Genomic DNA, 15,340 nt, shown 5'->3' on the forward strand with positions numbered 1-15,340 from the left:
GCCCTTACCCGTCCCATACCAAGGGGCTCCGCCCCTGGACCCCGCTGATCGGCCTGGCGGCCTCGTCCTCAAACGCCGGACGGGCTGAATTCAGCCCGTCCGGCGTTTGAGGACCGGGGGTCCGGGGGCTGGCCCCCGAAACGGGGTCCGGGGCGAAGCCCCAGGAGAGTGGACGGGAACGGGTAGGGGCGGCGGGGGCGAAACAGCCCCGCCCTACCCAGCCGCGCTCACACCTCGTCAGCCGGCAACCGAAACCGACGGCTCGCCGGAGGCGGTTCCGTCCGCCTCCATCTGTTCGGCGATCTTCATCGCCTCCTCGATCAGGGTCTCCACGATCTTCGACTCGGGCACCGTCTTGATGACCTCGCCCTTGACGAAGATCTGCCCCTTGCCGTTGCCGGAGGCGACGCCGAGGTCGGCCTCGCGGGCCTCGCCCGGGCCGTTCACGACGCAGCCCATGACCGCGACGCGCAGCGGGACCTCCATGCCCGTGAGGCCCGCCGTGACCTCCTCGGCCAGCTTGTAGACGTCCACCTGGGCACGGCCGCAGGACGGACACGACACGATCTCCAGGCCGCGCTGGCGGAGGTTCAGCGACTCCAGGATCTGGTTGCCGACCTTGACCTCCTCCACCGGAGGCGCCGACAGGGAGACACGGATCGTGTCGCCGATCCCCTCGGAGAGCAGCGCGCCGAAGGCGACAGCCGACTTGATCGTGCCCTGGAAGGCGGGGCCCGCCTCCGTCACACCCAGGTGCAGCGGGTAGTCACACGCGGCGGCCAGCTGCCGGTACGCGTTGACCATCACCACCGGGTCGTTGTGCTTGACCGAGATCTTGATGTCCCGGAAGTCGTGCTCCTCGAAGAGGGACGCCTCCCACAGGGCCGACTCGACCAGCGCCTCAGGCGTCGCCTTGCCGTACTTCTGGAGCAGACGACGGTCCAGCGAGCCCGCGTTCACGCCGATGCGGATCGGCGTGCCATGGTCCTTGGCGGCCCGCGCGATCTCCTTCACCTTGTCGTCGAACTGCTTGATGTTGCCGGGATTGACGCGGACGGCCGCGCATCCCGCCTCGATCGCGGCGAAGACGTACTTCGGCTGAAAATGGATGTCGGCGATGACCGGGATCTGCGACTTCTTGGCGATCACCGACAGCGCGTCCGCGTCGTCCTGAGTCGGACAGGCGACCCGTACGATCTGGCAGCCGGACGCCGTCAGCTCGGCGATCTGCTGCAGCGTGGCGCCGATGTCCGACGTACGCGTCGTCGTCATGGACTGCACCGAGACGGGCGCGTCTCCACCCACGGCCACGGTCCCGACCTGGATCTGCCGGCTCTTCCGGCGCTCGGCGAGCTTGGTCGGAACGGACGGCATGCCGAGAGAAATCGCAGTCATCTGCTGTGCAACCCCAAGGTAAGGATCGGTCGGTCCCGAAAGCTGACGGGCTCCAGCCAACGAGATTACGGCACCCCCGCAGACGGGAGCACATCCCCTGCGCAGGTCCCCCCAATAGAGGGCGACCGGACACAAAGAGTGTCCGGTCGCCACAAACTCCGTATTGCTAGGAGATTCTCACCGGGTTAACGACATCTGCCACCAGGACCAGCAAGGTGAAGCAGATGAAGATCCCGGCCACCACATAGGCCACCGGCATCAGCTTCGCCACGTCGAACGGCCCCGGGTCGGGCCTCCTGAACACCTTCGCCACGTTCCGGCGCAGCGATTCCCACAGGGCGCCCGCCATGTGCCCGCCGTCGAGCGGGAGCAGCGGGAGCATGTTGAACAGGAACAGGGAGAGGTTGAAGCCCGCGACGAGGAACAGCATCATCGCGATCTGGTTCTCCGGCGGGATGTCGAGCGTGAAGACCTCGCCGCCGACACGGGCCGCGCCGACCACACCCATCGGGGAGTCGTCCTCGCGCGGACCGTCGCCGAACGCCGCGTCCCAGAGGGCGGGGACCTTGGACGGCAGGTCGATCAGCGACTGGACGCCGTTCTCCATCATGTCGCCCATGCGGTCCACGGACTGGCCGAAGGACTGCTGGACGATGCCGGAGGCGGGCGTGAAGCCGAGGAAGCCGGCGTACACGTACTCGCCCTCGACATAGCTGCCGTTGCCGTCCGTCTTGCTGACCTGGTTCTTGATCAGGTGCGCGGAGAGGTCGAGCTGCTTGCCGTCACGGTCGATGGTGAGGGTGACGTCCTTGCCGGGGTTGGCGCGGATGTCCTTCTGGAGCGTGGACCAGTCCTTCACGGACTCGCCGTTGAACGCGACGATCTTGTCGCCCAGCTTGAGGCCGGCTGCCTTCGCGGGAGCCGCCTGGTCGCCCTTCGCGCACTTGGTGCGGTTCTCGCTCTGCTGGATGACGCAGTCGGAGACCTTGCCGACCGTGGTGGTCTGGGTCTGGATGCCGAAGGTCATCATCACGCCCATGAAGATCACGACGGCCAGGATCAGGTTCATGAAGGGGCCGGCGAACATCACGATGAAGCGCTTCCAGGGCTTGCGCGTGTAGAAGAGGCGTTTCTCGTCGCCGGGGCGCAGCTCCTCGAAGGCCTGTGCGCGGGCGTCCTCGATCATGCCGCGCCACGGGGAGGTGGAGCGCGCCTCGAGTCTGCCGTCAGGGCCCGGCGGGAACATGCCGATCATTCGGATGTAGCCGCCGAACGGGATCGCCTTGAGGCCGTACTCGGTCTCGCCCTTCTTCCGTGACCAGATGGTCGGTCCGAAGCCGACCATGTACTGCGGTACGCGGATGCCGAAGAGCTTGGCCGTGGAGAGATGTCCCAGCTCGTGCCAGGCGATCGAGAAGAGCAGGCCGATCGCGAAGACGACTATGCCGAGGATCGTCATCAGGGTCGTCATGCACGAGCCTCCGCCGTGTTCGTCTGCGCTGTCTGTGTGGTCTGCACTGTCTGCGCCGTCTGTTGCGTCTGTTGGGTCTTGGTCAGTTCCCGGGCCCGGGCGCGTGCCCAGGTCTCCGCTTCGAGGACGTCCGCGACGGTGAGCGAGGTTCCCGTAGAGGGCGTGCCGTGTTCCTCGACCACCTTCGTCACGGTGTCCATGATCCCGTTGAAGGGCAGGGCGCCCTTCAGGAACGCGTCCACGCATTCCTCGTTCGCGGCATTGAACACGGCCGGGGCCGTGCCCGCGAGTTCCCCGACGTGCCGGGCGAGCCCCACCGACGGAAACGCGTCGTTGTCGAGCGGGAAGAACTCCCAGCTCGACGCCTTCGACCAGTCGAAGGCGGGGGCGGCGTCGGGGACGCGCTCCGGCCAGCCCAGTCCGATGGCGATCGGCCCGCGCATGTCGGGGGGCGTCGCCTGGGCGATCGTCGATCCGTCCGTGAACTCCACCATCGAGTGGACATACGACTGGGGGTGGACGACCACCTCAATCCGCGCGAAGGGAATGTCGTAGAGGAGGTGCGCCTCGATGACTTCGAGCCCCTTGTTGACGAGGGTCGCGGAGTTGACGGTGATGACCGGGCCCATGGCCCAGGTGGGGTGCGCGAGGGCGTCGGCCGGGGCGACGTTCGCCAGTTCTTCCTTCGTACGTCCCCTGAAGGGGCCCCCGGAGGCGGTGACGACGAGCTTGCGTACGTCCGCTCTGGTGCCCGAGGCGAGCGCCTGGAAGAGGGCCGCGTGCTCGGAGTCGACCGGGATGATCTGCCCCGGCTTGGCGAGCGCCTTCACCAGCGGGCCGCCGACGATGAGCGACTCCTTGTTGGCGAGCGCGAGCGTGCGGCCCGCTTCGAGTGCGGCGAGGGTGGGCGCGAGCCCGATCGAGCCGGTGATGCCGTTGAGCACGGTGTGGCACTCGGAGGCGGCGAGCCGCGTGGCCGCGTCCGCTCCGGCGAGGATCTCGGGAAGCGGCTCCCCGGGCCCGTACTGCGTGCTCAGGGCCTCCCGAAGCGCCGGTACGGCATCCTCCCGGGCGACCGCGACGGTACGCACCCGAAGCCGGCGCGCCTGCTCCGCCAGCAGCTCCACCCTCCCGCCCGCCGCGGAGAGCCCGGTCACCCGGAACCTGTCGGGATTGCGCACCACGAGATCGATGGCCTGCGTGCCGATCGACCCGGTCGACCCGAGGATCACCACGTCCCTGGGCCCGTCCCCGGCCACGGGGTCGAAGACGAGATGCGGATCGGCGAGAGGGGCTGGACTGTCACTCATCCCTCCATTGTGGCCGCACCGGGCCACCGACAGGACAGGGCGTCCCTTTACTTGCGTCGCCGGCGGTTCTTCGACCTGTTGGACTTGGTCGACTTCTTGGGCTGGCGGCGGGGCGGGGCGGGCTTCGTCTCGGTGACCGTTTCCGCCGAAGCCGGAGCCGAACCCGAACCCGAAGCGGAACCCGAAGACTTCGAAAGCGACGGCGCCGCGTCGGACCGGCTGAAGTCACCCTGGACCACACCGTCCGCCGTATCCAGCGTGGGCGCGGTGAACTGAAGGTGATCGTCGCGCCGCCCTGGCTCCAGGGTTTCCTGACCGTCGCGGGCCTTGCCCGAGGCGTCGAGGTTGAAGACGTACCCGACGGACTCCTCCTTGATGGCCTCCGTCATCGCGGCGTACATGTCGTAGCCCTCGCGCTCGTACTCGATGATCGGCTCACGGCCCAGCGTCCAGCGCAGGCCGATGCCGTCGCGGAGGTAGTCCATCTCGTAGAGGTGCTCGCGCCATTTGCGGTCGAGGACCGAGAGGACGACGAGGCGTTCCAGGTCACGGAGGGCGTCGGCGCCGAGTTCGGCCTCGCGGTCCTCGTAGCGGGCGTGAATGTCCTCCGTGATCGCCTCGATCAGGTCGTCGGCGGTGAGGTTCGGGCGCCCGCCGACCTCGTCCTCCAGGTCCTCGATGGTGACCTTGACCGGGTAGAGCTGCTTGAAGGCGCCCCACAGCCGCTCCAGGTTCCACTCCTCGGGGAAGCCCTCGGCGGTCTCCTCGGTGATGTACGCCCGGATGGTGTCGTCCATGAAGTGGATGATCTGTTCGCGCAGGTTCTCGCCCGCGAGGACCCGGCGGCGTTCCGCGTAGATCAGCGTGCGCTGCCGGTTGAGTACCTCGTCGAACTTCAGGACGTCCTTGCGGGACTCGAAGTGCTGCTGTTCCAGCTGGGACTGAGCGGACGCGATGGCGCGCGTGACCATCTTGTTCTCGATGGGTACGTCGTCGGGGACGTTGGCCATCGCCATCACGCGGTCGACCACCTGGGCCCGGAACAGCCGCATCAGGTCGTCGCCCAGGGAGAGGTAGAAGCGGGAGGCGCCCGGGTCGCCCTGGCGGCCCGCGCGGCCGCGCAGCTGGTTGTCGATACGGCGTGACTCGTGGCGTTCGGTGCCGAGGACGTAGAGCCCGCCGAGTTCCGTCACCTCGTCGTGCTCGGCCTCGGCCGACTCCGTCATGCGGTCGAGCGCGGCGCGGTACTCCTCCGGGTTGTCCTCCGGCGTGAGCCCCCGCCCGGCGAGCTCCGCGCGCGCCATCGCCTCCGGGTTGCCGCCGAGCATGATGTCGGTGCCGCGGCCCGCCATGTTCGTGGCCACGGTGACCGCGCCCTTGCGGCCTGCCTGCGCCACGATCTGCGCCTCGCGCTGGTGGTTCTTGGCGTTGAGGACCTCGTGCCGGATGCCCCGCCGCTTCAGCTGTGCGGCCAGCAGCTCGGACTTCTCGACGGACGTGGTGCCCACCAGGATCGGCTGGCCCTTCGCCTGCCGCTCGGCGATGTCGTCCACGATCGCCGCGAACTTCGCCTCCTCGGTGCGGTAGATCTGGTCGGCGTCGTCCGCGCGGACCATCGGCCGGTTCGTGGGGATCGGCACCACGTGCAGCTTGTAGATCTGGTGGAACTCGGCGGCCTCGGTCATCGCCGTGCCGGTCATCCCGGCGAGCTTGTCGTACAGCCGGAAGAAGTTCTGCAGGGTGATCGTCGCGAGGGTCTGGTTCTCGTCCTTGACGGTCACCCCCTCCTTGGCCTCGATCGCCTGGTGCAGTCCCTCGTTGTAGCGGCGGCCCGCGAGGATGCGGCCGGTGTGCTCGTCGACGATGAGGACCTCGCCGTCGATGACGACGTAGTCCTTGTCCTTCTTGAAGTGCTCCTTGGCCTTGAGGGCGTTGTTCAGGTGGCCGATGAGGGGCGTGTGGTCGGACTCGTAGAGGCTGTCGATGCCGAGCTGGTCCTGGAGGTACTCGACGCCGCTGTCCAGGATCGACACCGTGCGCTTCTTGGGGTCGTACTCGTAGTCGTGCGTGGCCCGCAGCCCGGCGAGGCGTTCCTTGTCCGCCGGTGAGACGAAGTTCTCCTCCTGGATGGAGACGCCCTTCATCCGCGTGACCATCCTGGAGAACGCCTCGTACCAATGCGTCGGCTGGTCGGCGGGCCCGGAGATGATCAGTGGCGTACGGGCCTCGTCGATGAGGATGGAGTCGGCCTCGTCGACGATGGCGTAGTGGTGGCCGCGCTGCACGAGTTCGTCCTGCGACCAGGCCATGTTGTCGCGCAGGTAGTCGAAGCCGAACTCGGTGTTGGTGCCGTAGGTGATGTCGCACGCGTACTGCTCACGGCGCTCGGCCGGTGTCGACTGCGACTTGATGACGCCCACGGTCAGGCCGAGGAAGCGGTACGCCCGGCCCATCCAGTCGGCGTCGCGCTGGGCCAGGTAGTCGTTCACCGTGACCAGATGCACGCCCTTGCCGGTCAGGGCGTTCAGATAGACGGGCAGCGTCGCGACGAGGGTCTTGCCCTCACCGGTGTGCATCTCGGCGATGTTGCCGAGGTGGAGGGCCGCGCCGCCCATGATCTGTACGTCGAAATGGCGCATCCCGAGCGTGCGCCGGGAGGCCTCGCGCATCGCGGCGAACGCCTCGGGCAGCAGATCGTCGAGGCTCTCGCCTTCGGCGTGGCGCTTCTTGAACTCGGGGGTGAGATCCCGCAGCTCCTCGTCGGTCATCCCCTCGAATTCCTCTTCGAGGGAGTTGACCTGTTCGGCGATGCGCTGCAGCCTGCGCAGCATTCGTCCCTCGCCGGCCCGCATGATCCGGCCGGTGATGCGCTCGAGAGTGGCCACTGGAATTCCCCCTTGGCCCGGGTAGGGCTGAAACGCGTGAACCGCGTCAGGCAGTGCATCGACGTCCCCGAGGCCGATTCTCTGTCGCACATTCAGGCGCGGCAAGCAGAAGAATGACCACGGGGACGCCAGTGCACTCCTGGGGAAAAGGTCAGCGAATGGGGCGGTGCACGTTGTCCCGTTTCGCCGGCCCGGGTGTCGCGTCGGCGATCCACGGGCCCTCGCCGGACGGGTCGATGACGCCCTCCTCCAGCCAGGTGTAGGTGCCGGACAGAACACCCTTGACCACCTTGCGGTCGAGGTCGTCGGTGTTGCTCCACAGCCGGCCGAAGAGCTCTTCGACGCGGACGCGGGCCTGTCGGCAGAAGACGTCGGCGAGCTGGTAGGCCTCGCGGCCGTTCGCCTCGGTGCCGCGCAGCAGCTCGGCGCGCACGCAGGCCGCGCTCATCGCGAACAGTTCGGCACCGATGTCGACGATCCGGCCGAGGAAGCCCTGCTTGGTCTCCATACGGCCCTGCCAGCGAGACATGGCGTAGAAGGTGGACCGGGCGAGCTTGCGCGCCGACCGCTCCACATAACGGAGGTGGCCGGACAGGTCCACGTGTCCCGCCGGGTGGAAGTCGGCGTACGAACGCGGGAGTTGACCGGGTCCCGCGACCAGCTTCGGCAGCCACTTGGCGTAGAACACACCGGCGTTAGCGCCCGCCTTCGCCTTGTCCTGGAGAGACTTCTCCGGGTCGATGAGATCGCCGGCCACGGACAGGTGGGCGTCGACCGCCTCGCGCGCGATCAGCAGGTGCATGATCTCGGTCGAGCCCTCGAAGATGCGGTTGATGCGCAGATCGCGCAGGATCTGCTCGGCGGGGACGGCCCGTTCGCCGCGGGCGGCGAGGGACTCGGCGGTCTCGAAGCCGCGTCCGCCGCGGATCTGGACCAGCTCGTCGGCCATCAGGCAGGCCATCTCGGAGCCGTACAGCTTGGCGAGAGCGGCCTCGATACGGATGTCGTTGCGGTCCTCGTCGGCCATCTGCGAGGACAGGTCGAGTACGGCCTCCAGGGCGAAGGTCGTCGCCGCGATGAAGGAGATCTTGGAACCCACGGCCTCGTGGAAGGCCACCGGCTTGCCCCACTGCTCCCGCGCCGCCGACCACTCGCGAGCGATCTTCAGGCACCACTTGCCCGCTCCCACGCACATGGCGGGCAGGGACAGCCGTCCGGTGTTGAGCGTCGTGAGGGCGATCTTGAGGCCCGCTCCCTCGGGGCCGATGCGGTTCGCGGCGGGGACGCGGACCTGGTGGAAGCGCGTGACACCGTTCTCCAGACCCCGCAGGCCCATGAAGGCATTGCGGTTCTCGACGGTGATGCCCTCCGAGGCGGCCTCCACGACGAAGGCGGTGATGCCGCCCTTGTGGCCCTCGGACTTCGGCACCCGCGCCATCACGACGAGGAGGTCCGCGACGACGCCGTTGGTCGTCCAGAGCTTCACCCCGTCGACGACGTACGAGTCCCCGTCCGGGACGGCGGTCGTGGCGAGCCGCGCCGGGTCGGAGCCCACGTCCGGCTCGGTCAGCAGGAAGGCCGAGATGTCGGTGCGGGCGCAGCGCGGCAGGAAGATGTCCCGCTGCTCCTGCGTGCCGAACAGTTTCAGCGGCTGCGGTACGCCGATCGACTGATGCGCGGACAGCAGCGCGCCGATCGCCGGGCTCGCGGAGCCCACCAGGGCGAGCGCCTTGTTGTAGTACACCTGGGTGAGGCCGAGGCCGCCGTACTTGGTGTCGATCTTCATGCCGAAGGCGCCGAGCTCCTTGAGCCCGTTGATCGTCTCGTCCGGGATCTGGGCCTCGCGCTCGATCCGGGCCGAGTCGATCTTCGTCTCGCAGAAGTCCCGCAGCTTGGCGAGGAACTCCTCGCCGCGCTGCGCGTCCTCGTCGGCGGGCATCGGGTGCGGATGGATCAGATCGAGCCGGAAGCGGCCGAGGAACAGCTCCTTGGCGAAGCTTGGCTTGCGCCAGTCCTGTTCACGCGCCGCCTCCGCCACCTGGCGGGCCTCGCGTTCAGTGACGGCGGGCTTCTTGGTTGGTGCGGACATGAGGGGCTTCACCTCGCCGCGAGTCGGGATCTTCGGAACAGTTGGTTACTGGCCGGTGCTACTCGATCGTATGTACCCGATTCCGGGCAGCCCCACCAGTCCTCGCGCACCGTTCCCCTGGATGAACCCCAAGGAAGTCGTTGAGCCACACCATGATCTCGGCGGTGGGCTGGTCCTGCCACTCGGCGGCTTCTTGCCGACGCCCAGGGGGTTGAAGGTTGCCGTCGCCCTCTTAGGCTGGGGCGAACCCCATCCCCCACCCCCGTGGGCGAGCCGCCCGACCGACGGCGTCGAAGCGCTTCGACAGGCTATGGACACCCACCCCCCGCCAAGCTACTGTCGAGCCACCTCACTCCCTCTTACCCGCACCACGCGCTGTCGAAGCGCTTCACACACCTTGGAGAGCTGGATGGTCACCCTCGCCGAGGTCGCCCAGCACGCCGGAGTCTCGGCGAGCACGGTGAGCTATGTCCTCAGCGGCAAGCGGTCCATCTCCGTGGGCACCCGGCAGCGGGTCGAGCGGAGCATCCAGGAGCTCGGGTACCACCCCAACGCGGGGGCCCGGGCGCTGGCGAGCAACCGCTCCAACATCATCGCGCTCATGGTCCCGCTCCGTACGGACATGTACGTACCCGTGATGATGGAGATCGCCATCGCGGTGGCGACCACGGCCCGCACCCACGGGTACGACGTACTGCTGCTCACCGGCGAGGAGGGGCCCGACGCCGTGCGCCGGGTCACCGGCAGCGGGCTCGCCGACGCGATGATCCTGATGGACGTCGAGCTCGACGACGAGCGGCTGCCGCTGTTGCGCGGCACGGAGCAGCCGTCCGTCCTCATCGGACTGCCCGCCGACACCAGCGGTCTGACCTGCGTGGACCTCGACTTCGGGGCGACGGGCGCGCTGTGCGCCGAGCATCTCGCCAAGCTGGGGCACCGTGACATCGCTGTCATCGGCGAGGCGCCCGCGGTCTACGAGCGGCACACGGGCTTCGCCGAGCGCACCCTCGACGGCCTGCGCTCGCGCAGCCGCGAGCTCGGCCTGCGGATGCTGCACCGGCCCTGCGAGGGCGGGTACGACGCGATGGCCGTGACCCTGGCCCGGATCTTCGACGAGCGCCCCGGCACCACGGGCTTCGTCGTGCAGAACGAGTCCGCGGTGGAGCCGCTGCTCGCGCTCCTGCGCCAGCAGGGCCGGGCCGTCCCCGAGGACGTGTCGGTGGTCGCGGTCTGCCCGGACCAGGTCGCCACCCAGGCCTCGGTGCGGCTCACCTCCGTCGCCATCCCCGCACAGCAGATGGGACGCCACGCCGTGGACCTCCTTGTCGCCAAGCTCGACGGCGGCGGCACCGACGAAGTCGTCCTGATCGCACCCGAGTTGACGATACGGGCCAGCTCGGGGCCCGCGCCCGCCACGTCGTAGACGACCAGGTCGTCCCCCTCGCGTACGTCCAGCTCACGGCACACGCCCCTTGTCTTCACTCCTTCAGGAGCACAGGAGCCATCCACGTGAATCAGTCTGCCGAGAACCAGTCCCAGCAGGGCGCGGTCAGCCTCGCCCAGTCCTCCCCCACCGTCGGCACGTTCCGCGAGCGCGACGGTGCCCTGGAGTGGAGCGGCCGCCAGGAGACCGTACGCGTCGAGCCGTGGGGCCCGGACGCGGTCCGGGTCAGGGCGCGGCTCGGCGGCCCGGTCGTGGAGGGCCTGCCGGGCGCGCTGCTCGACGAGCCGCCGGCCACGGAGGCCGCCGTCAAGATCGAGGACGGGCGCGGCCGGCTGACCGTCGGCGCGCTCACGGTGGAGATGAACGCCGAGGGCGTCATCCGGTTCGTCCGCACCGACGACGGCTCGGAGCTGCTCACCGAGGAGCGCGCCCACTTCTGGTGGCCGGGCCCGCGCCTCTACACCCCCGTCGGCAACGGCTACCACCGACTGGAGCAGCGCTTCGCCGCGTACGAGGGCGAGAAACTGTACGGCCTCGGCCAGCACCAGCACGGGCTGCTCGACCAGAAGGGCGCCGTCCTCGACCTGGTGCAGCGCAACGCCGAGGTCAGCATCCCGGTGCTCACCTCCAGCCGCGGCTACACCCTGCTGTGGAACAGCCCGGCGATCGGCCGCGTGGAGCTGGCGGGCAACGGCACGCGCTGGGTGGCGGACTCGGCCCGGCAGATCGACTACTGGATCACCGCGGGCAATCCGGCCGACGCCCAGCGCCGCTACACCGCCGTCACCGGCCGTACGCCGATGCTGCCCGAGTGGGCCGCGGGCTTCTGGCAGTGCAAGCTGCGTTATCGCACGCAGGACGAACTCCTCGCGGTGGCAAGGGAGTACAAGCGCCGCGGGCTGCCCATCGACGTCATCGTCTGCGACTTCTTCCACTGGACGCATCTGGGCGAGTGGAAGTTCGACCTGGCGGAGTGGCCGGACCCGGCGGCGCTGGTACGGGAGCTGGGCGAGCTCGGCATCAAGCTGGTGGTGAGCGTGTGGCCGTCGGTGTCCCCGCTCTCCGAGAACCACCACCTCATGGAGCAGCGCGGCTACTTCATCGGCACGCAGTACGGCCCGATGGCGCACGCCGACTGGCCCGACAAGGAGGTCGCGTCCACGGTCCAGGTCGCCTTCTACGACGCGACGAATCCCGAGGCGCGTGAGTTCGTGTGGTCGAAGATCCGCGACAACTACCTCGAGCCGTACGGCATTCAGTCCTTCTGGCTGGACGCCGGCGAGCCGGAGATCAAGCCCGGCTTCCAGGAGAACCTGCGTTACTGGGCGGGCCCGGGCCTCGAGGTCGGCAACCTCTACCCCCGTGAGAACGCCCGCACCTTCTACGAGGGCATGCTGGCCGCCGGCGAGAGTGAGATCGTCACCCTCAACCGCTCGGCGTGGGCGGGCAGTCAGCGCTACGGCGCCGCCCTGTGGTCCGGCGACATCGGCACGGACTTCGCGACCCTGCGCCGCCAGATCGCGGCCGGCCTGAACACCTCGCTGTCCGGCATCCCCTGGTGGAACACCGACATCGGCGGCTTCCACGGCGGCGACCCGGACGACCCGGCGTACCGCGAGGTCATGGTCCGCTGGTTCCAGTTCGGCGCGCTCTCCCCGCTGATGCGCCTGCACGGCTTCCGCGACCCGGGCATGCCGCTCGGCCCGGCCATGACCGGCGGCCCGAACGAGGTCTGGTCGTACGGCGAGGAGGCCGGCGCGATCATGGATAAGTATCTGCGGCTGCGCGAGCGCCTCAAGCCGTACGTCCTGGACGTCATGCGCGCGGCTCATGAGGAGGGCCTGCCGGTGATGCGCCCGCTGTTCCTCGAGTTCCCGGAGGACCAGGCCACCTGGTCGGTGGACGACGCGTACCTCTTCGGCCCCGACCTGCTCGTCGCGCCGGTCCTGACGGCGGGCGCGACGACCCGGACCGCCTACCTCCCGGCGGGGGCGCGCTGGACCGACGCGTGGACCGGTGAGATGTACGAGGGCGGGGCGGCCGTGACCGTCGACGCCCCGTTGGACCGCATTCCGCTGTTCCTGCGGGATGGGGCGCGGCTGCCTGTAGCGGAGTAGTCGCGCATGCAAGAGTGCGGCCGGACCTGGGGAGGCTCCGGCCGCACTTTCATGTCACGCGGCTCAACTGCTGCTGACGGTCAGGTTGTTGGTGCGGAAGTCCAGACCGCCGGACGACGAGGTGATCTCGAAGCCGAACTGGACGTCGCCGATGGTCTCGTTGCCCATCCAGCCCTTGGTGTCCTTGATCCACTTGAGGATCGGGAGCATGTTGACGCTGCCGGAGTTGGAGTCCGAGGTGCGCAGGAACGAGAAGACCTCGTTGGCGCCGTTGCTGCCCTTGTAGACGTTCCAGGTGTGCCCGCCGAGGGTGACACTGCCCTGCGAGGTGCCGATCGGGCCGACGGCTCCGTTGTAGTTCATCCAGAGCATGATCTCGTAGTCGTAGTCGGTGTCCCAGATGTCGTACGAGGAGTTGTACGCGCCCGAGGACGGGACCGTGACGTTGTAGCTGCTGCTGAGCGAACCGAGCGAGGTGATCGACTTGTTGATCACCTTCTTGGAGTTGGGGTAGGACTTGATGCCGCCGGTGTTGGGGTGGTTGGCGTTGACGCCCCAGTTGGTGCCGGAGTTGGCCCAGATGCACTGGGCGCCGGCGCCGGAGCCCCAGATGTTGTTGTAGAGCGTGTAGCCGTTGAGGCTGGTGTTGCCCCACTGGTCGCAGGAGTTCCAGACGGCGGCCGAGGCCGGCGCGGAGGCGAGACCGATGGTGGCGCCGAGTGCGAGCGCGGGGGCGAGCAGGGCCTTGGCGACCCTGTTGAGTGTCCGTGTTGCCATGGTGTCCCTTCCATGGGTGGGGGGAATCGCGGGTTTCACTGCTTCACTGCGGCCCCGAGTGAGGACGCAGCCTTCTCCGGGGCGCGGGGGAGAGCGGTCGCGCGCCGGAGGAAGTCCTGGGATCCATGTGCGGCGCCCCGGCGGTCATGACGCGAACACCGCCGCTCCATAGCGCTCCAACTCCACGGACCCGGTGACCTGTTCGCCGGTGAGGAGGTCCCGATGGGTGCCGGGCACCTTCACCGTGACCGTCTCCCGCCCGTGGTTGAACACGAAGAGCAGGTCACCCCGGCGTACGGCCTCGACCTGGGCGGGGAGGCCGTCGAGAACCGGCCGGACCCCCGCACCGGCCGCCACATCCGCCAACAGGTCGCGCAGGGCGGGCGGTTCGGGCAGCGTGGACACGTACCAGGCGCGCCCCTTGCGCAGCACGGCCGGAAGCCCGTCCAGCTCGCCGCCCTTGTACGGGACGACCTGCTCGGCATCCCCGGCTTCGAGTTCCTCCGACCACAGCGTCCCCCGGAAACCGTCGCATTCGACGCTCTCCCCCGCGTCGAGCGGCCACCACTCGTGCAGCGTCCGGATGCCGAAGACCTCCCTGAGGCGTGCGTCCATGCCGCCGGTCCGCACCCGGTCGTCCTCGTCCGCGACACCGGTCAGGAAACCGCAGACGAGGGTGCCCCCGCCGCGTACGTACGACAGGAGGTTGTCGATCGCCGCGTCCGTGAGCAGGTACAACTGCGGGACGACGACCAGTTTGTACGCGGACAGGTCGTGCTCGGGATGGGCGAAGTCGGTGGTGAGGTGGGCCTCCCACAGGGCGCGATGCCAGGCGCGTACGACCTGCGGGTAGTCGACCTCGGAGGACAGGCGGCCGTCCTGCGCGCCCGCCCACCAGGCGTTCCACTCGTGCAGGATCGCGATGTCGGCCTCTGTGGGGCGGCCATGGCTGCCCGTCACTTCGGCGCTGATCGAGGCGAGTTCGGCACCGATCCGCTTGACCTCCTGGAAGGTACGGCCCTCCTCGCCCGCGTGGCCGACCATCCCCGAGTGGAACTTCTCCGCGCCCTGCCGGGACTGCCGCCACTGGAAGTAGCAGACGGCGTCGGCGCCGCGGGCGACGGCCTGGAGGGACCAGAGGCGGTTGAGGCCGCGTGGCTTGGGGTGGTTGACGCCTCGCCAGTTGACCGGACCTGCCGCCTGCTCCATGAGCATCCACGCCCCGCGGGCCTGGGAGCGCGTCATGTCCTGGATGAGCGCGCCGTTCTGGGCGCCGAGGGGGTCGCGCGGGTCCGGGTACATGTCGACGGAGACGAGGTCTTCCTCATCGGCCCACCTCCAGGCGTCCTGCCCCACCCACATCGGCATGAAGTTGGTGGTCACGGGGATGTGCGGGGTGTGCCGGCGGACGATGTCACGCTCGGCGACGTAGCACTCCAGGAGCATGTCGGAGGTGTAGCGCTTGAAGTCCAGTACCTGCATGGGGTTCTTCAGATAGTGGGCGTGGCGCGGCGGCAGGATCTCGTCCCAGCTGCCGTACCCCTGGCTCCAGAAGGCCGTTCCCCAGGCGGTGTTGAGCGCGTCGAGCGTGCCGTACTTGTCCCCCAGCCAGCGGCGGAAGGTGGCGGCGGCCTCGTCGCCCCAGTCGTATGTGCAGTACTCGTTGTTGATGTGCCACATCGTGAGGGCGGGGTGGCTGCCGTAGCGGGCGGCCAGGTCCTCGGTGATGGCGGCGGCGTAACGGCGGTATGTGGCGCTGGAGTGCGAGAAGTGCTGACGGCCGCCCCACCACTCGGTGCGGCCGTCCTCGTCGCGGGGCAGGGTGTCGGGGTGGAGGCGGCCCATCCAGGGC

The 15,340-nt window shown here is 68.7% G+C and carries 9 protein-coding genes; 2 read left to right on the top strand and 7 right to left on the bottom strand.

Features of this window, described 5'->3' with window-relative positions; translation table 11 throughout:
- Positions 1-237: 237 nt before the first annotated feature.
- The 5 genes from ispG to G5C60_RS42750 form a co-directional block, all read right to left on the bottom strand.
- Complete coding sequence (ispG, locus tag G5C60_RS42730) at positions 238-1,395, bottom strand: flavodoxin-dependent (E)-4-hydroxy-3-methylbut-2-enyl-diphosphate synthase (RefSeq protein ID WP_165268203.1); 1,158 nt, start codon at positions 1,393-1,395, stop codon at positions 238-240.
- A 166-nt stretch (positions 1,396-1,561) separates the two neighbouring features.
- Complete coding sequence (locus G5C60_RS42735) at positions 1,562-2,866, bottom strand: M50 family metallopeptidase (protein WP_165268205.1); 1,305 nt, start codon at positions 2,864-2,866, stop codon at positions 1,562-1,564.
- Complete coding sequence (gene dxr / locus G5C60_RS42740) at positions 2,863-4,176, bottom strand: 1-deoxy-D-xylulose-5-phosphate reductoisomerase (RefSeq protein ID WP_165268207.1); 1,314 nt, start codon at positions 4,174-4,176, stop codon at positions 2,863-2,865. The genes G5C60_RS42735 and dxr overlap by 4 nt, the downstream gene beginning before the upstream one ends.
- Before the next feature lie 47 nt (positions 4,177-4,223).
- On the bottom strand, positions 4,224-7,028 hold the full coding sequence (gene secA, locus G5C60_RS42745; protein WP_165268219.1) for a preprotein translocase subunit SecA: 2,805 nt from the start codon (positions 7,026-7,028) through the stop codon (positions 4,224-4,226).
- Positions 7,029-7,212: 184 nt separating this feature from the next.
- On the bottom strand, positions 7,213-9,150 hold the full coding sequence (locus G5C60_RS42750) for an acyl-CoA dehydrogenase family protein (protein WP_165268209.1): 1,938 nt from the start codon (positions 9,148-9,150) through the stop codon (positions 7,213-7,215).
- Positions 9,151-9,559: 409 nt separating this feature from the next.
- Here G5C60_RS42750 and G5C60_RS42755 point away from each other — a divergent pair, with 409 nt between their 5' ends.
- A complete protein-coding gene (locus G5C60_RS42755; RefSeq protein ID WP_165268211.1) occupies positions 9,560-10,573 on the top strand; it encodes a LacI family DNA-binding transcriptional regulator in 1,014 nt (337 codons plus the stop codon).
- 86 nt (positions 10,574-10,659) lie between these two features.
- Positions 10,660-12,711: a TIM-barrel domain-containing protein gene (locus G5C60_RS42760; protein WP_165268213.1), complete on the top strand. Its 2,052-nt coding sequence runs from the start codon at positions 10,660-10,662 to the stop codon at positions 12,709-12,711.
- A 63-nt stretch (positions 12,712-12,774) separates the two neighbouring features.
- Here the strand turns inward: G5C60_RS42760 and G5C60_RS42765 are convergent, their stop codons facing one another.
- Together G5C60_RS42765 and G5C60_RS42770 are read right to left on the bottom strand one after the other, a co-directional pair.
- A complete protein-coding gene (locus tag G5C60_RS42765) occupies positions 12,775-13,488 on the bottom strand; it encodes a glycoside hydrolase family 12 protein (RefSeq protein ID WP_165268215.1) in 714 nt (237 codons plus the stop codon).
- Between the two features lie 144 nt (positions 13,489-13,632).
- A partial coding sequence (locus G5C60_RS42770; protein ID WP_165268217.1) for a beta-galactosidase occupies positions 13,633-15,340 on the bottom strand: 1,708 nt, incomplete at its 5' end.

Source organism: Streptomyces scabichelini (genome assembly GCF_011045015.1).
Lineage (GTDB): Bacteria > Actinomycetota > Actinomycetes > Streptomycetales > Streptomycetaceae > Streptomyces > Streptomyces scabichelini.